Raw genomic sequence first — 23,678 nt, 5'->3', positions numbered from 1 at the left:
CTTAAGTCCTCGCCATATGATATTTGCTGCGATTTTCGCAATAACGGCCATACAGGCTCAGCGGCACTATCATGAGCAAATAATAGACGGCGGCCAGGGTATAGATTTCGAGGTAACGATAATTTTCACCGCTGATGACGGATGCTTCATAAGATAAGTCAGCGATACCGATGGTTGAGAGTAAACTGGATATTTTGACGAGATCGCTGGTGAAATTGACAAACGCGGGGAAAACGACTTTCACCGCTTGAGGAATAATAATCGTTTTCCATTTCTCCACACTGGGTATGGATAGCGCCGCGCAGGCTTCAAATTGCCCTTTCGGTATAGCCAAGATGCCCGTTCTGAATATTTCGGCAAGAAAAGCACCACTGCAGAGCGTTAATGCCAGGATGCCGGAGGAGAAGGCGGATAATTTCACATCAAAAATAAACGGGACGCAGGTGTATATCCAAAATATGGGAATCAATTCAGGAATGGTCCGGAAGGTTTCAATAATGATAACCGAAACCCGATAGAGAGGGCCGCTGCCTTGCATCTTTCCCCAGCATAAAAGCGCGCCAAGCACCATACCGAGCGCCAGCGACAGGCAGCAGCTTAAAAAGGTTGTCACGGCACCCTGCGCAAGGATTTTCCAAGCGTTTTCAATAACAAAAAAGTGGAAATTCATGTGGGGTCCCGTAAAGATGATTGCGACAGTCTTTTCTCAAGCCTGGAACTCAGGTACGAAAATCCATAGCCGATAATAAAAAAGAGCAGGCCGGAAAAAGTGATGATCTCAATGGGCCTAAAGGTGAAGCTGGCAATATTATTACTGACTGTCACTAATTCGCTGATGGCCAGAACGGAAAGTATGGTGGAGCCTTTAAAAAAGCTGAGAACGGTATTGCACAGCGCCGGCAGCATCAATTTAAGCGCTTGAGGCAAAATGACCCGCAGCCATGTGGTTCTTGTTGAAAGATTCAGTACCTTCGCCGCTTCCCATTGTCCCTCGGGGATGCTTTCAATGCCCGAGCGGGTGATTTCCGTTAGATAGGCGCTTGACTGGAGCGTCATGGCTATAATGCCGGAAACCAGAGCCGGAGTGGGAATACCGGTGATTTGCGGCAGGGCGAAATGGATCCAGAAGATTTGCACCAGCAGCGGCGTTGAACGCCAGATCTCCACATGGACGGCGATGAGGATTTTGATTATCCGGAAGGGAAGCTGGCTGAGGATAGCCAGGACGATGCCGCTCAGCAGGCCGGTTATAACCGAGACCAGCGTAACAAGCACCGTCATGGAAAGTCCCTTGAGCAATAACCGCCAATATTGATAAATCACGGAGAAATCGAGGGTGCGTACAAAACTCCATTTCACGTTATATAAAATAAACGCGAATAAAAGAATAACGATGACGGTACCGACGATTTTTTGCGTATCAATCTTTTTACGTTTAGCGATTATGGCTGACTCGGTCATACAGCGTCCTCATACCGATATGAAGAGTAGGGAGTGCCGGTTGACTCGGCACTCGTGATTATTTACTGGACATAGTCGGTGCCAAACCATTTTTTCCACAGCTCGGCCGTACGTCCAGAATTGAGCTGTCCCCGCAGCCACACATTGATTACCTGCTGCAGATGATATTCATTCAGGTCGATTGCCCAGACAATGCCTACGCGATCCAGCGGTTTTTCACCCAGAGGCCGCATGCCGAACTGTGGGTTCTGCTGGAGCATGCGTGATGTGGAGGTGTAGGAAACCCACCAGGCGTCGGCCCGGCCGTTGGCCACTTCCGCCGCGTCTACCGAACTGTTGTCGGAAGCGACAAACCGTATTTCGGCGTTTTTGAAGAACCGTTTGGCGAAATCACCTGATGCGGATCCGGTTTTGGAAATCAGCACCTTCCCTTTCTTGTCCAAATCGGCGTAGGTTTTATAGGGAGAATCATTTTTGACAAAGGCGCCGCTGGTTTCATACGAAAGGGGATCGGTGAAAAGAACGACTTCAGCCCGTTTCATGGTGTCGAATAACGCGGCTCCGCCAATGTCGCACTCGTGATTTTTCACGCTGGCTATGATGGTTTTAAACGTTGAATCGACATCCACCAGTTTGACTTCCATGGCGCTGGCGAGATCAACGGCCATATCGTGGTCAAATCCTTCCCATTTACCGGTGGCGGGGTCTTTATAGGAATAGGGATTGTCTTCAGCCCAGCAAACGCGCAGCTCGCCCTTTGACAAAATAGTGTCGACCGCGCTATCCGCCGCAGCGGCGTATTGCGCGAATCCCAATACAAATAAGATTGCCGCGCCTATTTTTCTGCACTCTTTCCGAGTGAAAATCGACAGTAAATGCATGGAGTTACCCTTATCATATGGATAATTGTGCTTATCAGCCGTTTGGGCCGCTTTATTTTTTCATAGCTATCATCATGTTATTTTGGTATCCAAGTGGTATACCAGTTGGATCAAAGATTACCCATGATACTTTTCCTCTTGGTTAACCTGGTATGATCGATTGGTATCAAAATGGTATATTTTTTGAAAGCAATATAAATGCCAAATTTTCCTAACCAGCGCAAGAAAACGGCAGCGCAGGCGTATAAAAATTGTACCGATGCCTTGAGGTCCTGCGCGATAAAGAAACAATTTTCACGAAATCCTTAGCGCAATAATTTTAAAATTTATTATAATTCAGCGAGATATTCTACCGATCCTCTCGCCTGTTTTTGTAATGATGATAGAGTCCGGCCAATAGCTGCCCTTTTTTTTCACCGCGAGAGTATTTCAACGAATCCCTTTTTATAAGGTAAATATTTTTCCCCGCCGGGTTTTATTCACTTTTCAGCAGCGAATGCGTTCGCCTGTTTCAAGTGATTCAGCAGCTAAACGCACCAAGTCAGTGCTATTGATTTATTTTTGTGCAAAAGAATTCGCCGGCCTGATCACACATCCGCCAATGCTTGGCCATGGTTTCCAATAAACGTTGACATCCTGCTAAGAGTTAATAGATTAATATACCTATGGTATTCCGTCTGATATGGCCAGTCTCCCACTCCCTCTTTTAATTTCATGAAAGATATAATAAATGACAAATAAAACAGCATTATTGGATGGCGGTAATGGCGGTCTTGGCAATCAGGCTTATGAAGCGCTGCTGGATTTGATCATTGCCAGGGAGCTAAAGCAGGGCGAGCAGATACAAGAGCGGGCGCTAGCTATCCGTCTCGGTATTTCCAGGACCCCGCTACGTGAAGCGATGCACAGGCTTGAAGGAGAGAAAATCCTCGAGCGTAAGTCCAATAATCGGCTTTTTGTCCGCATGGTGACCCTCGAGGAAATTCTTGAGATCCTCCACGTCAGACGACTGCTGGAAACCGAGGCGGCGGCCCGCTCAGCCGGCAAAATCCCCCTGAATAAGCTGGCGCTGCTGAAGGTCAGGCTGGAAAAGCTCAGGCAGGCCGGCGATCCTTCCAGCTATGAGCACCAGATTGTGGATGCGGAATTGCACGGGCTGATTGTCCATTATTGCGAAAACAAGCTCTTGGCGGAGATGATAGATGAATTACGGCGCAAAACCCGGATGTTTTCACTCAAACGGGTGGATAAGCGCATGATGCCCGTCCTGAATGAACATATGGCTATCATTGCCGCCCTTGAAAAGGGGGACGCGGAGCAGGCCGCCCTGGAGGTCTCGCATCATATTGACAATATCAGGATTTCGATAATCGAAAAATACACCAGCCTCTGATGTAAAAAGTGAGGCAAATATCCGCATCAGCTGAGGCTATATCCCGCAGTTTTTTTACCCCGAAACGTTTATTTTATTAAAAATTCAATAATATCATATGCTTAATATCATGGCATGATGGTTGCTCTCTATAGCCCGGAAGCAATGTAGCTATAAAGAGGACCACCCATGAAAAATAACGCAGTCGTCATCAATGGCAAGGACAACGTTGCCGTTGCCCTGATAGCCCTCCACGCCGGAGAAAACGCCACGGTTGCCATCGACAATCGTTTTATCGATGTGTCTTTGCGCCAGGATGTGCCGTTCGGGCACAAATTCGCCATCGCCGATATCGCTTTGCACGGCGAAGTTTATAAATACGGTGAATCCATAGGCCGCAGCACCGCGCCCATTCAACGGGGCGAGTATGTCCACGTGCACAATGTGGAAAGTGAACGCGGCCGCGGCGACTGGCAATAACAGGAGATAAGCATGAGCATGACATTTAAAGGTTATCGCCGTCCCGACGGATCCGTCGGCATCCGTAACCATGTATTGATTTTACCCACCAGCGCCTGTTCCAATAAAGTGGCGCGCGATATCAGCCTGCAGGTTAAAGGCGCCGTGTGGATAAATAATAATTTCGGCTGCTGTCAAATAGCCAGCGATGCCAAACTCACGGTAAAAACCCTGATCAACGTCGCCGCCAACGGTAATGTCGGTGCGGTGGTGGTGGTGGGGCTGGGCTGCGAAGGGGCTGAGCCCACCTATGTTACCGATGAAATCCGCAAAACCGGCAAACCGGTCTGCTGCGTGACCATCCAGGGCGAAGGCGGCACGCTTAATTGCCAGGCTAAAGGTATTTCCCTGGCCCGGGCCTATGCCCAGGAGCTGTCGATGCAGCAGGGGGAGGCGATTTCCCTTGCCGAACTGACGCTGGGTATGGAATGCGGCGGTTCGGATACTACTTCAGGGCTGATTTCCAATCCTTCGTTGGGGGTTGCCTGCGATCGGCTGATTGCGGAAGGCGGCACCGCCATGCTGTCGGAAACCACCGAATTTATCGGCGCGGAGCAGGTTTTTGCCAAACGTGCCGTCAACCCGCGGGTGGCGAAAGAATTCATCGATATGGTGCTGGACTGCGAGCAGCGGGCCAAGGCATTAGGTGAGGATATTCGCGGCGGCCAGCCGACGCCGGGCAATATCAAAGGCGGCTTGACCACCATTGAAGAAAAATCCCTCGGCTGCATCCATAAAGCGGGCCATTCGCCGCTGCAGGGAGTGTTGAAATACGCAGACCGTCCGCAGGGCCACGGGCTGTGGGTGATGGACACCCCGGGGCAGGATATTGAATCACTCTCCGGCAAGGTCGCGGGGGGCGCCAATTTGATCGTATTCACCACCGGGCGCGGCAGTCCTACCGGCACGCCCATTGCGCCGGTGATTAAAATCACCGCCAACGAAGCCACCTACGCCAAAATGAGCGATAACATCGACCTTGATGTTTCAGCGGCCATGCGCGGAGAAGCCACCATTGAGGAGATGGGACAACGGGTATTTGATGAAATACTGAAGGTTGCCAACGGAAAAAGCACCAAAGCGGAAGAACTCGGCCATGATGAGTTCTCGATTTATAAAATTGCGCCTTCCTTCTGAATATATTCAGGCCCCAAGGAACGGTAACGTCCCTTCAGACTGCTGACAGACGTATTCGGAGTCAATAAGACGGGACAGGCTGCCAGAAAAGTAAACCGTCCGCGCCAGGGATGGCGCGGATCGAGCCTACAAGGACGTATTCACGGCGAGTTTACGATCTGGCAGCCTGCCCCGGCCGTGCGCTATGTCAACAAGCTCCTTTATAAGAGGCTGAAATGAAAATCAAACGAGCAATGGAAAAATTTCCGGGCGGCATGATGGTCATACCGCTGATTATCGGCGCCCTATTTAAAACATTTTTCCCCCGAGCCCTGGAAATAGGCAGCTTTACCACCGCGTTATCCCACGGTTCGATGGCGATCCTGGCGGTATTCTTTATTTGTATGGGAGCGGAAATCCGCTTTAACGCCGCGCCACAGGCTTTGAAAAAAGGGGCGGCCATTACCTTGTCAAAACTGGTGGTGGGTATCGTCATTGGTCTGGCGGTAGTGAAATTTTGCGGAGAGGGCGGACTGTTCGGGCTGTCCGGCCTGGCCATTATTTCCGCCATGACCAATGCCAATATGGGCCTGTATGCGGCGCTTACCAAAGAATACGGTAATGAAACCGATCGCGGCGCCATTGCGGTACTGTCAGTGCTGGAAGGCCCGTTTCTCACCATGGTGGCGATGGGCACCGCCGGCTTGGTGTCAATTCCGCTGCTGGATTTTATCGCGGTAATCATTCCTATCATTATCGGCGTGATATTGGGTAATCTGGATGAGGAGATGCGCGCCTTTTTGAAAAGCGGCGGCGGTATGTTGATCCCCTTCTTCTCTTTTGGCCTGGGCACCAATATCGATTTTATGACGCTGCTGCAAGCCGGGCTGTCGGGCGTATTGCTTGGCGTGATGACGGTGGTCATCGGCGGCGTCTTTAATATCCTGGTTTCGCGCCTGGCGGGGGGCAGCGGCATTGCCGGCGCGGCGGTGTCAACCACCGCGGGCAACGCGGTAGCCACACCGGCGGCCATTGCCGGCGTCGATCACAGCATGGCGGGATTGGTGGCGGTGGCGACGCCGCAGGTGGCGGCATCCACTATCGTTTCCTCGCTGTTGACGCCGTTGCTGAGCGCCTGGGTCGCTAAAAAAGAAGCCCTACGCTTGGAAAAAAAACATCAAATGATTCCCAAAAAAGCAAGGACCTAAATGTAAATAACGGGACCGGCTAACAGTAAATATTTCTTATCTCTTTATCATCGTGCGGAAGTTGTTTATGGGACATTGTGTAATGAAGAAGCTTCCGCATTTTTGTATTATCTCACCCACCCCCGATCTCACCGAAAATATTGCCGGCATTAAAGCCAATTATGCCGGTAAAGCCAACATTACCATTGTGGAATCTAGCTTGACCGGGATTAAAGAGACCCTGAAGCATTTACCGCTGGAAGATTACGATATTTTTATCAGCCGCGGCGGCATGGTGAGATTGCTGGAACAATGCATAAAGCAGCCCATTATCGAAATAAAAACCTCCGCTTACGATATCATTGACGCCTTGGCTCCTTATCGTAACCAAACCTGCATCGGCATCGTCGGTTACGTCAGCGTCATCAACGGCAGCCGTAAAATCGCCGCGATGCTGAATATTCCGCTGAAAATTTTTACCGTGCCGGATATGTCGCTGCCCACCATCGAACGTATTCGCCGGCAGGTGCATCAGCAAATGGCCAGCGGCGAGGTGGAGCGGCTTATCGGTGATGCCATTAGCACTGATTATTTCGACCTTCCCGCCGAGCGTTGCACGCTGTTGAGTACCGGCGTGGAGTCCATTGAACGGGCGCTGGAAGAGGCCATTACGGTCTATCGGGGGCTGGCGCGCCAGCGTGTGGAAAACCGCCAGCTGCAAACCTTGATTGATGCGGTGAGCAAGGCCATTATCACCGTCAACGGGCGGGGAGAAATCCTGCACAGCAACAGCCAGGCGATGTCCATGCTTGGGTTGACGCAGCGTACCGGGGATAACTTGCAACGCTACCTGGCGTTTGGGTCCTTATCCCGGTTTAACGAACACTATGATGTGAACGAAAGCCTGATTATCGATAGCAGCGCCTACGGCTCTCTTCTGGCCAAGGTAACGCCCATTGTTGAAAACGGCGAGACCGACCGGCTGATTATCACCTTGCAAAAAGCCGCCACCGTACGCGGCGAGGAGCAGGCCATACGCCTTAAGGAAGCGGAAAAACGCAATTTCCAGGCCCGTTATGGTTTCAACGATTTTATCACCGGCCACCCTGAAATGGCCCGCCGGCTGCAGCTGGCGGCAACCTATGCCAAGACCGATGCCACAATTTTGCTGATTGGCGAGAACGGCACCGGTAAGGAGATCATTGCCCAAAGCATTCATAATGCCAGCGAGCGCCGGGATAAAATGTTCGTGCCGGTAAATTGCGGGGCCATCCCGCCGGATATTCTGGAAAGCGAGCTGTTCGGCTATGTGGAGGGGGCATTTTCCGGCGCGTCGCGCAAGGGCAAAACCGGACTGTTTGAACTGGCCCATGGCGGTACGCTGTTCCTGGATGAAATCACCGAGCTGGACAAAAGCCTGCAATCAAAACTGCTGCGGGTGTTGCAAGAACGCCAGCTGATACGCCTGGGCTCGGATCGTATTATTCCCATCGATGTGCGCATCATCGCCGCCACCAACCGTAACATCCAGACATTTGTCGAGGAAGGCGGTTTTCGCGAAGACCTCTATTACCGCATCAACGTACTGAAGATTACCGCCATGCCGCTGCGCGAACGGCCGGAAGATATCCGCGCCATCGGTGAATACTGGCTGAGCCGTTATCGCCGGCGCTATGATTTGCCGCCGCTGCGTCTGGCGGACAATCTGTGGCGATTCCTGACTCGTTACTCTTGGCCTGGCAATGCACGGCAGCTGGGCAATATTATGGAGCGTCTGGCGCTCTCAGCCGTCGGCGATACGCTGGATCTCGAGCAGGCCGCGCTCTACATCGAGGATCTCGCCGGCGGGCAACAGCAATTGGGGAAAAAAGCCTGTACCCAATGCGATTTGCTGGAGGGTAATTACGCACAGATCCGCCGGGCTATACTGGAGCGGGTCATTGCCAGGCAAGGTTATAATAAAAGCCGTACCGCACGGATGCTGGATGTGGATCGTACCTCAATCAACCGCTGGCTAATGAAACCTTAGGGTTGCCGGCGATAAAACTGCCGGGCATCCTGGTGCCCCAGCCTGCCTTTCACGCATGAAAACAGTTATTTCATTATTTAATCAAACCATTACAAAAATACGGCCGCTAAAAAATCCATCAGCTAAAATAGTGATTAAGATGAAACATTTTCAACTTATGGTTGAATACTCGACATCATTTAGCAAAAGCGGTATGGTCGGGCATCTGGATGTCTAAACGTATAAACGTATGCTTTGAGGTTCTAAGGTTATGCCGATTCGGGTTCTTGATGAGTTGCCGGCAGTAAATTTTCTGCGCAATGAAAATGTCTTTGTGATGACGACTTCCCGCGCCAGCACACAGGAAATTCGTCCGTTGAAGGTTCTGATACTCAATCTGATGCCGAAAAAAATAGAGACGGAAAACCAATTCCTGCGTTTGTTATCCAATTCGCCGCTCCAGATCGATATTCAACTGCTGCGCATCGACAGCCATGAGTCGAAAAATACGCCGGCGCAGCATCTCAATACCTTTTACTGCGACTTTGAGGATATCCAGGATCAGAACTACGACGGTCTGGTGGTTACCGGGGCGCCGCTGGGGCTGGTGGATTTCAGCGATGTGGTTTACTGGCCGCAGATCGCCCGGATCCTGCAATGGTCAAAGGATCATGTCACGTCAACCCTGTTTGTCTGTTGGGCGGTACAAGCCGCGCTGAATATTTTGTACGATATTCCCAAAATGACCCGCCAGGTAAAACTGGCCGGCGTTTACCAGCACAATACCCTTAAGCCCCACGCGTTGCTGACCCGTGGTTTTGATGAGACCTTTCTGGCGCCCCATTCCCGCTATGCGGATTTTCCCACCGACGTCATCCGCCGGTATACCGATCTGGAGATCCTGGCGGAGTCCGAGCAAACGGGGGCGTATCTGTTCGCCAGTAAAGACAAGCGGCTGGCCTTTGTCACCGGACATCCTGAATATGACGCACTGACCCTGGCCGGCGAATATCATCGGGATCTGGCCGCCGGCCTGGATCCCTTGCTGCCGGTTAATTATTTCCCGGATGACAATCCCGACCTGACGCCGAAAGCGAGCTGGCGGAGCCACGGGCACCTGCTGTTTGCCAATTGGCTCAATTATTACGTTTATCAGATCACGCCGTTCGATTTACGCAATATGAACCCCACCATCGATTGATGTCCCACAAACATACAAGGGGCGCGGTGAGGGCCAAGGACGGCCGGCAGAGAAACCATCCCGGCCAGGCTCGGCCGGGAATCGCAGGGTAAGGATTTTTGCGCTTAGACGACGATGCAGCTAGCGCCCTGTTCGGCGCCGGAGAGCTGGCTGCGCAGGGCACCGAACAGTTCCCGCCCGCTGCCCATATGGCCGGCGCTTAAATCGGGCAACGCGACGGTACGTTGAGCCAGTTCGCTTTCTTCCACCAGCAGGGACAACTCGCCGGTAACGCCATTAACCCGCACCATATCGCCGGTGCGGGCCTTCGCCAGCAACCCGCCGTTAAAGGCTTCCGGCGTGACGTGGATTGCCGAGGGCACTTTGCCCGAGGCGCCCGAAAGACGTCCATCGGTCACCAGCGCTATTTTGTAACCGCGATCCAGCAGGACGCCCAGGGGCGGCATCAGCTTGTGCAGCTCCGGCATCCCGTTGGCGCGGGGGCCCTGATAACGCACCACGATGACACAGTCTTTATTCAACTGCCCGGCATCAAAGGCCGGACCGACGTCATGCTGGCTTTCGAATACCACCGCCGGCGCTTCAATAACCTGGTTGGCGATGGGTACGGCGGAGGTCTTCATTACCGCACGCCCCAGGTTGCCGTCCAACACCTTGGTGCCGCCATGATGCTCGAACGGGCTTTCCAGCGTGGAAATCACTTTCGGATCCAGGGAAGTCTCGGGACTTTCGCGCCAGGCCAGAGTGCCCTGATCCAGCCAAGGTTCAAGGGTATAGCGGCTTAAGCCGAATCCGGCGACGGTATTGACGTCTTCATTGAGCAATCCGCCTTTCAGCAGTTCGCGAATCACCAATTGGACGCCGCCGGCATCGTGGAACTGATTGATGTCCGCCGGGCCGTTCGGATATATCCGCGCCAGCAAAGGCACCGAATCGGAGAGTTCGGAAAAATCGTCCCAGTTGATGATGATGCCGGCGGCGCGGGCCATGGCCACCAGATGCATGGTGTGATTGGTGGAACCGCCGGTGGTGAGCAATGCCACAATGCCGTTCACGATGACCTTTTCATCCACCAACCGGCCGACGGGCAGGTAATTGCCGCTGTTTTCCGTCAGACGGGTAACCTGGACGGCTGCGGCATCTGTGAGGGCGTCACGCAGCGGGGTGTTTGGCTGGATAAAGGAGGAACCCGGCAGATGCAGCCCCATCATTTCCATGACCATCTGGTTAGAGTTGGCGGTACCGTAGAACGTACAGGTGCCGGCGCTGTGATAAGACTCGGCTTCTGCTTCCAGCATGGCGGCCCGGTCAAGCTTCCCTTCCGCATAGAGCTGCCGGACCCGGACTTTTTCCTTATTCGGTAAACCGCTGGCCATGGGGCCGGCCGGTACAAACACCGCCGGCAGATGGCCGAAAGATAACGCCGCCATCACCAGGCCCGGGACTATCTTGTCGCAGATACCGAGATAAAGCGCCCCGTCGAACATATTGTGGGATAAGCCGATGGCCGCCGACATGGCGATGATTTCGCGGCTCATGAGCGAGAGTTCCATCCCGTCCTGGCCCTGGGTAACGCCGTCGCACATGGCCGGAACCCCGGCCGCCACCTGGCCTACCGCGCCGGCGCTATGCAAAGCGGCTTTCAACCGTTCCGGATAATGTTCATAGGGTTGATGGGCGGACAGCATGTCGTTATAGGCGGTGATAATGGCGATGTCATTATGGGTCAGGCTTTTCAGCGCGGCTTTATCGTCGGGCTGGCAGGCGGCAAAACCATGGGCCAGATTGCCGCAGGCCAACTGGGCGCGGTGGACCGTTTTGGTGCGCGCATCGTCGATGCGCGCCAGGTAAGCGGCGCGGGTGGCAGTTGAACGGTCGATGATACGTTGCGTTACACGGGCTACGGTAGGATTCATACATGCCTCACTTAAGATTGAACGGTTCAGGGCCGCCCTCGCGGGCAGCGCTGAACAACAGAATTTGTGGTCCGACGGCACATCAGGATGCTTTACGCTTTTATTATTAAAATCGGTCGTTGGCGGAACCGTCTGATGGCGCTGTTATCGGTCGGCCCCCAGTAAGGCCGGGTCTTTTGTCGCTTTTAACCGAGGTGCAAATTGGCATACCTCGATGTTGAATCGTTTCAGCTACGCAGAACTTAAAAAGCCGGATGCCAAAAGTCGGGCTCATCCGGCCTGTGTGAATGTAAATCCTTTACATCCTTTGAAGAAACCGCGGTTCCGGCAACGTCGGTCGCCGGCTTCAGCCGGCGTTTTACTGATTAAACTGCCGGATATAATTCAAGGTATCGTCAATCACTTTTTCCACCGGCTGGGCGATATTGACGACGAATACATCGGGTTCGTCCGCACCGGGTTCTTCCAGAGTATCGAATTGGGTCACCAGCATCTCGGATTTGAAAAAGTGGCCTTTACGGGCCTTCATGCGTTCTTCAATTACCTCGAAGCTGCCCTTGAGATAGATGAAGGAGAGATTGTCATTGCCCTGCCGCAGGCGATCGCGATACCGCTTTTTCAGCGACGAACAGACGATGATGGAGACCGCGTTGGTGCGCTGCATGGCGAAAGCGGCATCGTTAATCGCCGCCAGCCAGGGCGCGCGATCATCATCGTTTAACGCATGGCCCGCCGCCATTTTTTCAATGTTGGCGCGGGGATGGAGGAAATCGCCATCCAGAAACGCGGCCGAAAGCTCGCGGGCCAGGGCGCTGGCTACAACGGATTTGCCGCTGCCTGAAACGCCCATTAAAACGAAGATATGGTTGGATGTAGTTGTCATCGTAGGGCTCCGAGGCCTGCTAAAGTTCATTGATGTTACCGGTAACATTATGCGTGTTTTTTTATCGGTTTCTAGCGGCATCAACGACTTTTATTTTCTTCTGTGATCGACATCAAATTATAAGGGCATTATGAAACATAACTTTTACATTAAGTGGCGTTTTTTTAAACTGTCAGCCGATAACTGAAAAAGTCTCATGAGCCGCCATCTTCGCTCCCGCTTAACTTATGTTAGGATGTTCTGCCTGTTTTGGCTCAATTTTAGACGCTCTACCCTGGATAATTCGGGTTGCAGGAAAGCGACGCACCTGCAGCTTGAAGTATAACGGGTATATTTTTCTGCGGTGGATGGGTAATAGTGAATAATCGAACTGACGGACTTCGCCGGCAATTGGCCCAGCGCATCATGGTGCTGGACGGCGCCATGGGCACCATGATCCAGAGCTACCGGTTGGAGGAAGCGGACTACCGGGGCGAGCGCTTTGCCCAGTGGCCAAGCGATTTGAAGGGCAATAACGATTTGCTGGTGCTCAGCAAGCCCGAGGTGATTTCCGCGATTCACTACGCCTACCTTGAAGCGGGCGCCGACATTCTGGAAACCAATACCTTCAACTCCACCGCCATCGCCATGGCCGATTACCAGATGGAGTCGCTGGTTGGCGAGCTTAATTTCGAAGCCGCCCGGCTGGCACGCCAGTGCGCCGATGAATGGACGGCGCGCACTCCGGATAAACCGCGTTATGTTGCCGGCGTCCTGGGCCCCACCAACCGCACCGCCTCGATTTCCCCGGATGTAAATGATCCGGCGTTCCGCAATGTGACCTTTGATCAGTTAGTAAGTGCTTACAGAGAGTCGGTGCACGCATTGGTTGAGGGGGGCGCGGATTTGATTATGGTGGAAACCATTTTCGATACCCTCAACGCCAAGGCGGCTATATTCGCCATTGAAACCGAATTTGAAGCCATGGGCGTAGAGTTGCCGGTGATGATTTCCGGCACCATCACCGATGCCTCGGGACGGACGCTTTCCGGCCAGACCACGGAAGCCTTTTACAACTCCCTGCGGCACGTTAAACCGCTGTCGTTCGGTTTGAACTGCGCCCTTGGCCCGGATGAGCTGCGGCAGTATGTCGCCGAGCTGTCCAGGATTGCCGAGTGTTACATCAGCGCCCATCCCAATGCCGGATTGCCCAATGCCTTCGGCGAGTACGATCTCGGCCCCGATGTTATGGCCAGGCAAATCAAGGAGTGGGCCGGCGCCGGTTTTTTGAATATCGTCGGCGGCTGCTGCGGCACCACGCCGGAGCATATCGCCGCCATCGTCCGGGCCATTGAGGGCATACCGCCGCGCCAGCTGCCGGATCGGCCGGTGGCCTGCCGCCTGGCGGGGCTGGAACCCCTTAATATCGACAAAGACACCCTGTTTGTGAACGTGGGCGAACGAACTAATGTCACCGGCTCTGCGCGCTTCAAACGCCTGATAAAAGAAGAAAAGTATAATGAAGCCCTGGCGGTGGCCCTTCAGCAGGTGGAAAGCGGCGCCCAGGTTATCGATATCAACATGGATGAGGGCATGCTGGATTCCGAAGCCGCCATGGTGCGTTTTCTGAGCCTGATCGCCGGAGAGCCGGACATCTCCCGCGTACCCATCATGATCGACTCCTCCAAATGGGATGTTATCGAGCAAGGCCTTAAATGCATCCAGGGCAAAGGCATCGTCAACTCCATCTCCATGAAGGAAGGCGAGGAGGTCTTTATCCACCATGCCCGCCTGGTGCGCCGTTACGGCGCCGCGGTGGTGGTGATGGCCTTTGACGAGGACGGACAGGCGGATACCCGCGCGCGCAAAATAGCCATTTGCCGCCGGGCTTACCGTATCCTGACCGAGACGGTGGGCTTTCCGCCGGAAGATATCATTTTTGATCCGAATATCTTTGCCATCGCCACCGGCATTGAGGAGCATAACAATTATGCGATGGATTTTATCGGCGCCTGTGCCGATATCAAGGCCGAACTGCCCCATGCGCTGATTTCCGGCGGTGTCTCCAACGTGTCTTTCTCGTTTCGCGGCAATGAACCGGTGCGGGAAGCCATTCATGCGGTATTCCTTTATCACGCCATCCGCAACGGTATGGATATGGGTATCGTCAATGCCGGGCAATTGGCCATTTATGACGATTTGTCGGCTGAGCTGCGCGAGGCGGTGGAGGATGTGGTGCTTAATCGCCGCGCCGACGGCACGGAGCGGTTGCTGGAACTGGCGGAGAAGTACCGCGGCGGCAAGACCGACGAAGTCAGTAAGCAGCAGCAGGCGGAATGGCGCGGATGGCCGGTGATAAAACGCCTGGAGTATGCCTTGATAAAAGGCATTACCGAGTTTATCGAGCCCGATACCGAAGAAGCGCGGCAGCAGGCGGCACAGCCCATCGAGGTCATTGAAGGGCCGCTGATGTCCGGCATGAACGTGGTGGGAGATCTGTTTGGCGCCGGCAAGATGTTTTTGCCGCAGGTAGTGAAATCGGCGCGGGTCATGAAGCAGGCGGTGGCTTACCTGGAGCCTTTTATCCAGGCCGGTAAGCAGCAAAAGAAAGCGGCGGGAAAAGTCCTGCTGGCGACGGTAAAGGGTGATGTCCACGATATCGGTAAAAATATCGTCGGCGTGGTGTTGCAATGCAATAACTATGAAATCGTCGACCTGGGGGTAATGGTTCCGATGGACAAAATCCTGAAGACCGCCCGGGAGATGAACGTGGATATCATCGGTCTGTCCGGCTTGATTACCCCATCGCTGGATGAAATGGTCAACGTCGCCAAGGAGATGGAGCGGCAGGGATTCACGCTGCCGCTGCTGATTGGCGGCGCAACCACCTCCAAGGCCCATACCGCGGTGAAAATCGAGCGCAACTACAGCGGACCGACGATTTATGTCCAGAACGCGTCCCGTAGCGTGGGGGTGGTTTCCGCACTGCTGTCCGATGCGCAACGGGACGAATTTGTCCAGAAAACCCGCAGTGAATATGACACGGTGCGTATCCAGCATGGCCGTAAAAAGCCCCGTACCCCGCCGGTGACATTACAAGCCGCGCGGGACAATGACGCCGCCATGGACTGGGAGCATTACACTCCGCCGGTGGCCCATCGCCTGGGGATTCAGGCGGTGACGGCCTCCATTGAGACCTTGCGCAACTATATTGACTGGACGCCGTTTTTTATGACCTGGTCGCTGGCGGGTAAATATCCGCGCTTGCTGCAGGACGAGGTGATCGGCGAAGAAGCCCGGCGGCTGTTTGCCGATGCCAACGCCATGCTGGATAAGCTCTCCGCTGAAAAATCACTGCTCCCGCGCGGCGTGGTGGGGCTGTTTCCCGCCAACCGGGTGGGTGACGATATCGAAATCTATCGGGATGAAAGCCGCCGCGAGGTGGTTGCCGTCAGCCATCATCTGCGCCAGCAGACGGAAAAAACCGATTTCGCCAATTACTGCCTGGCAGACTTCGTGGCCCCGAAATCCAGCGGCAAGGCGGATTATCTCGGCGCGTTTGCCGTGACCGCCGGTTTGGAGGAAGACCAACTGGCCGCGGACTATGACGCCCTGCATGACGATTACAATAAAATCATGGTAAAAGCCTTATCCGATCGGTTGGCTGAAGCGTTTGCCGAGTACCTGCACGAACGGGTGCGTAAAGTCTATTGGGGGTATGCCGCTACGGAAAACCTCAGCAACGAGGAGTTGATCCGGGAAAATTATCAGGGTATCCGCCCGGCGCCGGGCTACCCCGCCTGTCCCGATCATACGGAAAAAGAGGCTATCTGGCGCCTGCTCAACGTTGACGAAAATACCGGCATGCGGTTGACTGAATCCTATGCCATGTGGCCGGGAGCATCGGTTTCCGGCTGGTATTTCAGCCACCCCGACAGTAAATATTATGCCGTGGCGCAAATTCAGCGGGATCAGGTGGAGGATTATGCCGCCCGTAAGAGTATGCCGGTGGCGGAAGTTGAACGCTGGCTGGCGCCTAATCTCGGCTACGATGCCGATTGAGGATCAATTCCACATAGGGATGATGGTAAGCAATCCTTTTGGATTGCTTTTGTTTCTGAAATTGCCTGTTTTTTTGCCTGGACAGGGAAGCTTAACATTGAATTTATTAGCAATATTGATTTTATAATAAGAATTATACCCCGCTAATTAATTATGGCTAATAATATAATTATTTTACCTATCCCCTTGCCGGCGTTAGATTGATCTAAGCAAAGCGGCATTATAATCAAAACGCTAATTATTATTTGAAATGTAATTGTTCATAACTTTATTTAAATTTTTATTTTATTGGAAGCAGTCTGAGCAATCGGCAGACATTTACTATTAACCCACAGGACATTACGCAGTTCATGATAACGGGAAATCATTCCCGCTATTGGCAATTGCGGACCGGCGGCGTTAATGGTTTTGGACTCGTATACCCTTGATGGGTATAAATATGGCAAATTGGGGTGGTATATGGACCAACATGAAGAGAAAATTTTCCTGGCAAACTTAGTGGCGGCATTTAGAACAACACAGCGGTATATGAAGCGCAATTATATGCCCGGTAAGGGAATGGAGAAGACCGCGCCACGTTCTTGAAAGGGAAAATTCAATGACGGTAAGAGGTTAAGATGATTCAACATAACGTGTTGTTCCGGTTCAAGGCGACGCTCGGCGAAGATGAAATCCATCGCATCAGCGCAGCGTTATTGACCATGGATCGGTATATTCCGGGTATTCTCAACGCTTCATGGCATGAAAATATCAGCCGCGAACAACACGATTACGGATTCAGGCACAAAATAAGCCTTTATTTTGCCGATAATGACGCGCTGGAAATTTATCTTAACCACCGCCATCATCTTTATGTCCGGGAAAATATTATTCTGCCGTCTCTCACCGACGGGGTCTGTTCAGTGCTGATTTTCGATGCGTTATTATCCGGGGAAGCCGAGACCTGACCCTCCCCGTGCCATTTGCCTCCGTTATTCCGCTTCCACGCTGATATGCAGCGTGTCATAACGCCAATATTCCAAGTCACAATCGATGATCCGCGCATACTGATCGCGATTGATACGGGTAATAAACAGCGCCGGGCTGTTATCCGCCACTTTCAGCGCCTGCGATGCCGCGAGGGGAAAGGTGGTGGGCAACATGTCGAAACGGACCTTGCCATAACGGATCCCATAGCGGTTAGCGTAGAGTTCGGTGAGGGAAGAGGTGAGATCTTCTTGCAAAATCGCCGGGAAAAAAGCGACATTAAGATAATGCTCCACATAAAGCACCGCCCGCCCGTCGATGCGCCGCACCCGTCGAATACAAAATACCCGCCCCCCCGCCGGCAGGTCCAGATGGGCGCATATCGCGTCCGGCGCCACGATTTCACCGGCATCCAATACTTCGGTGTCCGGTTTTCGTCCCTGTTCCCTGGCCATGGCATGAAAATGGCTGCGCTGAAGCGGGTTATAGATAATCCGCGGCGGGCTGACAAACCAGCCGCGGCGCTCCTCGCGATAAATCATCCCTTGTGCTTCCAATTGACCTAGGGCTTCTCTTAGGGTGATGCGGGTGGTGGCGAACTGCTCGCTAAGGATGCGCTCCGCCGGCAAACGGTCGTTATGGGTCAATACGCCCTGGGTGATCCAGCCGCTAATGGCCTGGCAAATGGCGGTAACGGTTTTCTGCCGGGAAAGGCTTTGCAGAAAAGGAGCGTCATTTTGAGGCATTTTAGTCACCCATCTGCATTGTCATAGTGCATGATTTTCCGCCTTTGCGGATGCGGTAGTGAAACCATAACAAAAAACAGGCTAAAAGAATTACTGACATCAAATATTCATCTTTATTAAGTAGATTGGCTTGGTTCTTGCTGGACTAGACCAGTTATCTGTTCCATTCACACACTATCATCCGGAGCATCACATATGAAACTTTTGTTCGCTTCAGTGTTAACAACCGCGATTTTGCTGGCCAGCCAGGCCGGTTACGCCGCACCCGCCGATGTGGCGGCGTTACAAAAAGCAGCACAACAAGAAGGCGAGGTTAATAGTGTCGGTATGCCGGACAGCTGGGCAAACTGGAAAGACACCTGGGCGGATTTGTCCAGTAAATACGGACTCAAGCACAGCGATACCGATATGAGTTCGGCCCAGGAAATCGCCAAGTTTCTGGCGGAAAAAAATAACGCCAGCGCCGATATCGGCGACGTGGGATCCTCTTTCGGGCCTTTGGCGGTACAAAAAGGCGTAGCGCAACCCTATAAACCCAGTACCTGGGATCAGGTGCCCGCCTGGGCAAAGGATAAGGACGGCAACTGGGCGTTGGCCTATACCGGCACCATCGCTTTTATCGTCAATAAGCAGACGGTAAAACAAATACCCCATAGCTGGGCCGATCTTCTTAACGGCAGCTACAAGGTTTCCGTAGGGGACGTCAGCACCGCGGCGCAGGCGGTTAACGGCGTCCTGGCGGCGACCTATGCCATGGGCGGCAACGAGAAGAACCTGAAACCGGGCCTGGATTTCTTTGCCAAGCTGGCCAAGGCCGGGCGGTTGGGACTGAATAATCCCACTATCGCTTCGCTGGAAAAAGGGGAAGTGGATGTGGGCATCGTCTGGGATTTCAACGGCCTTAACTATCGCGATACCATCGACAAAACCCGCTTCGAGGTGCTGATTCCTTCCGACGGCTCCATTACCTCGGGTTATACCACCATCATCAATAAATACGCCAAACACCCCAACGCCGCGAAATTTGCCCGGGAATATATCTTCTCCGACGCCGGACAAATCAACCTGGCCAGAGGCTATGCCCGTCCTATTCGTATAGAACATTTGACCCTGCCGGAGGATGTCAAAGCCAAACTGCTGCCCATCGGGCAATATAAAAACGCCCATCCCATCGCCGATCAGGCCGCTTGGGAGCAGAGCGCTAAAACCTTACCTCGGCTGTGGCAGGAAAATGTCATGATATCCATGCAGCAGTAAGTCAAGGAGTCCTGATGAAAACTGTGTTGGTGATACTGGACGGATTAAATTATCAGGTAGCCTATGACGCCATGGGTTATCTGCATGCGGAATGCGCGGCGGGGCACGGATGCCTCTATTCGCTGGAATGTGAATTGCCGTCATTATCGCGGCCATTGTACGAATGCATTCTTACCGGCATGCCGCCGGTGGAGAGCGGCGTGGTCCACAATAATGTGGTGCGGCTTTCCCGTCATCGCAGTGTTTTCCATTATGCCCGCGCCGCCGGTTTGACCACCGCGGCCGCGGCGTATCATTGGGTAAGCGAACTCTACAATCGCGCGCCGTTCGATGCGGCCCGCGATCGGCATACCCTCGACCCTGAGGCCGCCATTCAGTACGGGCATTTTTACCATGCGGATCATTATCCCGATTCCCATGTGTTTGAAGACGCCGAAAGCCTGCGGCTGCGTTATCAGCCGGATTTCCTGTTAATCCATCCGATGAACATCGACGATGCCGGCCACCGTTTCGGTTTATCCACGCCGCAATACCGTAACGCGGCGCGGACGGCGGACGGGCTGTTGTCGTTATATCTGCCGGAGTGGCTGGCCCGGGGTTATCAGGTCCTGGTGACCGCGGATCACGGTATGAACGATGACCGTAGCCATGGCGGAATTCTGCCGGAAGAGCGCCAGGTGCCGCTGTTTGTCTTCGGCGAAGCGTTCAGCCAATCGCCGGCGGCGGTGCGGCAAACTGAACTCTGCGGCACGGTATGTTCTTTGCTGGGGGTGGAGCATGATAAACCGGTCTGTGGGGGGCTACTCAAATGAAGGGTAAATGGCTGGCGGCGGCCATCATGTTGCCCTTTGTCCTGTTTTTCTGCGCCTTCCAGATTGCGCCGATGATTTGGATGGCTTTTAACAGTTTTAACAGCGAGACGGACGGATGGGGATTTGCCAATTACCAGGAGATTCTCACCTCGCCGTTTTACCGGCAGGCCATCGTTTTTTCCCTTGAGATAACCTTCTGGTCCAGCCTGTTCGGCCTGTTGATCGCACTGGTGTGCAGCTATTCACTGCGCCAGCTGGGCGCCACCCGATTGCGCACCGCGGTGATGTCTTTTACCAATATGACCAGTAACTTTACCGGGGTGCCCCTGGCGTTCGCCTTTATCATCCTGCTGGGCACCAACGGCTGCGTCACGCTGATTCTGCGCCGTTACGGCGTGCTGGAGGACTTTAACCTTTACTCCAAACCCGGATTGATGGTGCTTTATACCTATTTTCAAATTCCGCTGGGGGTGCTGCTGCTCTATCCGGCGTTCGACGCCTTAAGCGAGGATTGGCGCGAGTCGGCGGCGTTACTGGGGGCGGGGCAGGTGCATTACTGGCGCTACATTGGCTTACCGGTGCTGGCGCCTGCCCTGTTGGGTACCTTCGTTATTTTGCTGGCAAACGCCCTGGGGGCTTACGCCACGATTTATGCGCTGACGGGCGGTAATTTCAACGTTATCCCGATTCGCATTGCCGCCCTGGTGGCGGGGGATCTGGACCTGGATCCGAATATGGCCAGCGCCTTGGGTATGTTCCTGGTGGTGCTGATGGTCTTTATTACCTTAGTGCATCAATGGATCGTCCGGCGGAGCTACACCCATGCCCGTCCTTGATCTATTGCCGGCCGGCTGTTCAGGAGGCTCTGATGTCGCGTATTGAAAATTTCTATCACCGTGGCGTGGTCACGGTCATGCTGATTATCCTGTTATCACCGTTGGTCGCCACGTTGATTTACGCTTTTTCCAGCCAGTGGGGCTCGACGATTTTGCCCGAAGGCTTCACGCTGAAGTGGATGACCGAGCTATTGCAGGATCCCCGCTTCCTGATTGCGCTGGAGCACTCATTAATTATCTGTTTCGGCGCCCTGGCGTTATCGGTGGTGCTGGTGCTGCCCTTAATGTTTGTGATTGCTTACTATTTTCCCCGGCTTGATTCAGTTATGAATATCTTGATCCTGCTGCCGTTTGCCGTACCGCCGGTGGTTTCATCGGTGGGCTTGTTGCAGCTCTATTCCGACGGCCCGCTGGCGCTCACCGGTACGCCATGGATCCTGATCGGTTGTTATTTCACCATAGCGCTGCCCTTTATCTACCGGGCCATTACCAACAATATGCAGGCCATTCATTTGCGCGATCTGATGGATGCGGCGCAGTTGCTGGGGGCAAGTACCTGGAAAGCGGCAATTTTGGTGGTGCTGCCGAATCTGCGTAAAGGCTGTATGATCGCGTTGCTGCTGTCCTTCTCTTTTCTGATAGGTGAGTTTGTGTTCGCTAACCTGCTGGTGGGCAACCGCTTTGAAACGCTGCAGGTTTACCTGTACAACCTGCGTAACGGCAGCGGTCATTTAACCAGCGCGCTGGTCATCTCATACTTCCTGGTGGTACTGCTGCTGACCCTGGCGGCGAATACCGTTAACAAGGACAAGGATTAATCATGTCTTATCTGGCGGTTAAACAACTCAACAAACATTACGGACCGACCCAGGTCTTTGAGAATATTGATTTCAGCGCGGATGAGGGTGAGTTTGTTACGCTGCTGGGTCCCAGCGGCTGTGGAAAATCCACGCTTTTACGCTGCCTGGCGGGGCTGACCTCGGTGGACAGCGGGCAAATCGTTCTGCAGGGAGAAGACCTGGTGCCGCTGGCACCGCAGCAGCGGGGCATCGGCATGGTATTTCAGAGTTATGCCCTGTTCCCGAATATGACTGTGGACGGCAATGTGTCCTTCGGCCTGAAAATGCAGAAATTGCAGTCCGCCGAGATCCGCCGTCGGGTGGAGGAGGTGCTGGCATTGGTGGAGTTACAGGAATTCGCCCACCGCTATCCGCACCAGCTTTCCGGCGGGCAGTGCCAGCGGGTAGCGCTGGCGCGCTCGCTGGTGACCCGGCCGCGGCTGCTGTTGCTGGACGAGCCGCTCTCGGCGTTGGATGCCCGTATTCGTAAACATTTGCGGGATCAAATCCGCCGTATTCAGCAAGAGCTGCGCTTGACCGCGATATTCGTCACCCACGATCAGGAAGAGGCCCTGACCCTGTCCGACCGGGTGGTGTTGATGAATAAAGGTAAAATCGTGCAGAACGGCAGTGCGGAGATGCTTTATACCCGGCCGGTGAATGCCTTCGCCGCCGGGTTTATCGGCAGTTACAATGTGCTGAGCCCGCAGCAGGCCGCGTTGCTGACCGGACGTTCCTGGCAGGGACAAGTGGCCGTCCGGCCCGAGTCCATTACCCTGGTTCCGGTCGGCCAGGGCATTGAGGGACGCATCCTCAGCCACAGCCTGCTGGGGAATGTGATCCGTTATCGTGTGGAAACGCAAGGCATTGAACTGCTTGTAGATGTTTTGAACCGTTCGGTGGCCGATCTCCATCCTAATGACGTGCAGATTGGTCTACAGTTAGATATAGCGACATTATGTGAGGTGGCATGAGGCTGGCGTTATTCGATCTGGATGAAACTCTCATCAATGGCGATTGCGCCAGCTTGTGGAGTCGTTATATGTGCGAATTGGGGTGGACGGAGGGCAGCGCCTTTGTCCGGCGGGAGCAGACGCTGATGCGGCAATATGCCCAGGGGACACTTTCCATGGATGAGTATATGTCCTTTACCCTGCAGCCGTTAATCGGCCGTTCAACCGGCGAAGTAAGGCACCATGTGAACCGGTTTATCGAGAGCGTGATTGTTCCGGCCATCCGTGAAGAGGCCAGCCGCTGTGTTGATGCCCACCGGGCCCATGGGGATAGGGTTATCGTCATTTCCGCCTCCGGTGAACACCTGGTGGCGCCCATTGCGCAGCATTTCGGCATCAGTGAAACATTATCCATTAAGCTTGAAGTGCTGGACGATTCCTATACCGGTGAGACCACAGGCATATTAACCTATCGGGAAGGCAAGGTGGCTCGCTTGTCGTCGCTGCTGGGGGGAGATTTATCGGTATTGGCCGAGGCGAGTTTCTACTCCGATTCCAGTAACGATTTGCCATTACTGATTCAGGTCGGCTATCCCCATGCCGTTAATCCGGATAGCGTCCTGCTGCGGCATGCCCAAGGGGCCGGGTGGCCGATTCACCGCTGGTAATTAAGGAGTTTTGATA

20 protein-coding genes are annotated in these 23,678 nt (G+C 53.6%); 14 read left to right on the top strand and 6 right to left on the bottom strand.

Annotated elements, in window-relative coordinates; genetic code table 11:
- Position 1: 1 nt before the first annotated feature.
- The 3 genes from ACL2XO_RS26745 to ACL2XO_RS26735 all read right to left on the bottom strand — a co-directional run bounded on the left by ACL2XO_RS26745 (position 2) and on the right by ACL2XO_RS26735 (position 2,342).
- Positions 2–670 carry an amino acid ABC transporter permease gene (locus tag ACL2XO_RS26745; RefSeq protein WP_413741925.1) on the bottom strand — a complete coding sequence of 223 codons (669 nt, stop codon included), beginning with the start codon at positions 668–670 and terminating at the stop codon, positions 2–4.
- Complete coding sequence (locus ACL2XO_RS26740; protein WP_132924482.1) at positions 667–1,461, bottom strand: amino acid ABC transporter permease; 795 nt, start codon at positions 1,459–1,461, stop codon at positions 667–669. The genes ACL2XO_RS26745 and ACL2XO_RS26740 overlap by 4 nt, the downstream gene beginning before the upstream one ends.
- Positions 1,462–1,523: 62 nt before the next feature.
- A complete protein-coding gene (locus ACL2XO_RS26735; protein ID WP_132924484.1) occupies positions 1,524–2,342 on the bottom strand; it encodes a substrate-binding periplasmic protein in 819 nt (272 codons plus the stop codon).
- A 730-nt stretch (positions 2,343–3,072) separates the two neighbouring features.
- Here ACL2XO_RS26735 and ACL2XO_RS26730 point away from each other — a divergent pair.
- From ACL2XO_RS26730 to metA, 6 genes are all read left to right on the top strand, one after another.
- The gene (locus tag ACL2XO_RS26730; protein WP_203523750.1) at positions 3,073–3,735 is read left to right on the top strand and encodes a GntR family transcriptional regulator; all 663 of its coding nucleotides are present in this window, start codon (positions 3,073–3,075) and stop codon (positions 3,733–3,735) included.
- Positions 3,736–3,903: 168 nt separating this feature from the next.
- The gene (locus ACL2XO_RS26725; protein WP_132924488.1) at positions 3,904–4,194 is read left to right on the top strand and encodes a UxaA family hydrolase; all 291 of its coding nucleotides are present in this window, start codon (positions 3,904–3,906) and stop codon (positions 4,192–4,194) included.
- Between the two features lie 12 nt (positions 4,195–4,206).
- Positions 4,207–5,370, top strand: a complete 1,164-nt coding sequence (locus ACL2XO_RS26720; protein WP_203523749.1) for a UxaA family hydrolase — start codon at positions 4,207–4,209, stop codon at positions 5,368–5,370.
- Between the two features lie 215 nt (positions 5,371–5,585).
- Positions 5,586–6,557, top strand: coding sequence for a 2-keto-3-deoxygluconate permease (locus ACL2XO_RS26715; RefSeq protein ID WP_413726017.1), 972 nt, complete (start codon positions 5,586–5,588; stop codon positions 6,555–6,557).
- Between the two features lie 82 nt (positions 6,558–6,639).
- A complete protein-coding gene (locus tag ACL2XO_RS26710; RefSeq protein ID WP_413741924.1) occupies positions 6,640–8,565 on the top strand; it encodes a sigma 54-interacting transcriptional regulator in 1,926 nt (641 codons plus the stop codon).
- 250 nt (positions 8,566–8,815) lie between these two features.
- On the top strand, positions 8,816–9,745 hold the full coding sequence (metA, locus tag ACL2XO_RS26705) for a homoserine O-acetyltransferase MetA (RefSeq protein ID WP_132924494.1): 930 nt from the start codon (positions 8,816–8,818) through the stop codon (positions 9,743–9,745).
- A 104-nt stretch (positions 9,746–9,849) separates the two neighbouring features.
- Here metA and edd read toward each other — a convergent pair whose 3' ends face one another.
- Together edd and gntK are read right to left on the bottom strand one after the other, a co-directional pair.
- On the bottom strand, positions 9,850–11,661 hold the full coding sequence (gene edd / locus ACL2XO_RS26700) for a phosphogluconate dehydratase (protein WP_413726015.1): 1,812 nt from the start codon (positions 11,659–11,661) through the stop codon (positions 9,850–9,852).
- A gap of 358 nt (positions 11,662–12,019) precedes the next feature.
- The gene (gene gntK, locus ACL2XO_RS26695; protein WP_203523746.1) at positions 12,020–12,544 is read right to left on the bottom strand and encodes a gluconokinase; all 525 of its coding nucleotides are present in this window, start codon (positions 12,542–12,544) and stop codon (positions 12,020–12,022) included.
- Between the two features lie 357 nt (positions 12,545–12,901).
- On the opposite strand from gntK, the gene metH reads away from it, so the two are divergent.
- Together metH and ACL2XO_RS26685 are read left to right on the top strand one after the other, a co-directional pair.
- On the top strand, positions 12,902–16,585 hold the full coding sequence (metH, locus tag ACL2XO_RS26690; protein ID WP_413741923.1) for a methionine synthase: 3,684 nt from the start codon (positions 12,902–12,904) through the stop codon (positions 16,583–16,585).
- A 617-nt stretch (positions 16,586–17,202) separates the two neighbouring features.
- Entirely contained in the window at positions 17,203–17,532 is a 330-nt protein-coding gene (locus ACL2XO_RS26685) for a Dabb family protein (protein WP_132924501.1), read from the top strand.
- A gap of 24 nt (positions 17,533–17,556) precedes the next feature.
- On the opposite strand, the gene ACL2XO_RS26680 is transcribed toward ACL2XO_RS26685, so the two are convergent.
- The gene (locus ACL2XO_RS26680) at positions 17,557–18,297 is read right to left on the bottom strand and encodes a UTRA domain-containing protein (protein ID WP_132924503.1); all 741 of its coding nucleotides are present in this window, start codon (positions 18,295–18,297) and stop codon (positions 17,557–17,559) included.
- Between the two features lie 195 nt (positions 18,298–18,492).
- On the opposite strand from ACL2XO_RS26680, the gene ACL2XO_RS26675 reads away from it, so the two are divergent.
- Genes ACL2XO_RS26675 through ACL2XO_RS26650 form a run of 6 tightly spaced genes read left to right on the top strand, consistent with a single transcriptional unit; the run spans position 18,493 to position 23,662 of the window.
- Positions 18,493–19,554 (top strand): ABC transporter substrate-binding protein, encoded by a 1,062-nt coding sequence (locus ACL2XO_RS26675; protein ID WP_132924505.1) that lies wholly within the window; start codon positions 18,493–18,495, stop codon positions 19,552–19,554.
- Positions 19,555–19,568: 14 nt separating this feature from the next.
- Positions 19,569–20,366, top strand: a complete 798-nt coding sequence (locus ACL2XO_RS26670) for an alkaline phosphatase family protein (protein ID WP_413726010.1) — start codon at positions 19,569–19,571, stop codon at positions 20,364–20,366.
- Entirely contained in the window at positions 20,363–21,202 is an 840-nt protein-coding gene (locus ACL2XO_RS26665) for an ABC transporter permease (RefSeq protein ID WP_132924509.1), read from the top strand. Before ACL2XO_RS26670 ends, ACL2XO_RS26665 begins: the two co-directional genes overlap by 4 nt.
- A 32-nt stretch (positions 21,203–21,234) precedes the next feature.
- On the top strand, positions 21,235–22,020 hold the full coding sequence (locus ACL2XO_RS26660) for an ABC transporter permease (RefSeq protein WP_132924511.1): 786 nt from the start codon (positions 21,235–21,237) through the stop codon (positions 22,018–22,020).
- A gap of 2 nt (positions 22,021–22,022) precedes the next feature.
- Positions 22,023–23,015, top strand: a complete 993-nt coding sequence (locus ACL2XO_RS26655) for an ABC transporter ATP-binding protein (RefSeq protein WP_203523741.1) — start codon at positions 22,023–22,025, stop codon at positions 23,013–23,015.
- Complete coding sequence (locus ACL2XO_RS26650) at positions 23,012–23,662, top strand: HAD family hydrolase (protein WP_413741922.1); 651 nt, start codon at positions 23,012–23,014, stop codon at positions 23,660–23,662. The genes ACL2XO_RS26655 and ACL2XO_RS26650 overlap by 4 nt, the downstream gene beginning before the upstream one ends.
- Positions 23,663–23,678: the final 16 nt, after the last annotated feature.

This window comes from Sodalis sp. RH15, assembly GCF_047324255.1.
GTDB lineage: Bacteria > Pseudomonadota > Gammaproteobacteria > Enterobacterales > Enterobacteriaceae > Acerihabitans > Acerihabitans ligni.
The sequence above is the reverse complement of the archived record's forward strand: the minus strand, read 5'-3'. Positions and strand labels throughout refer to the sequence as shown.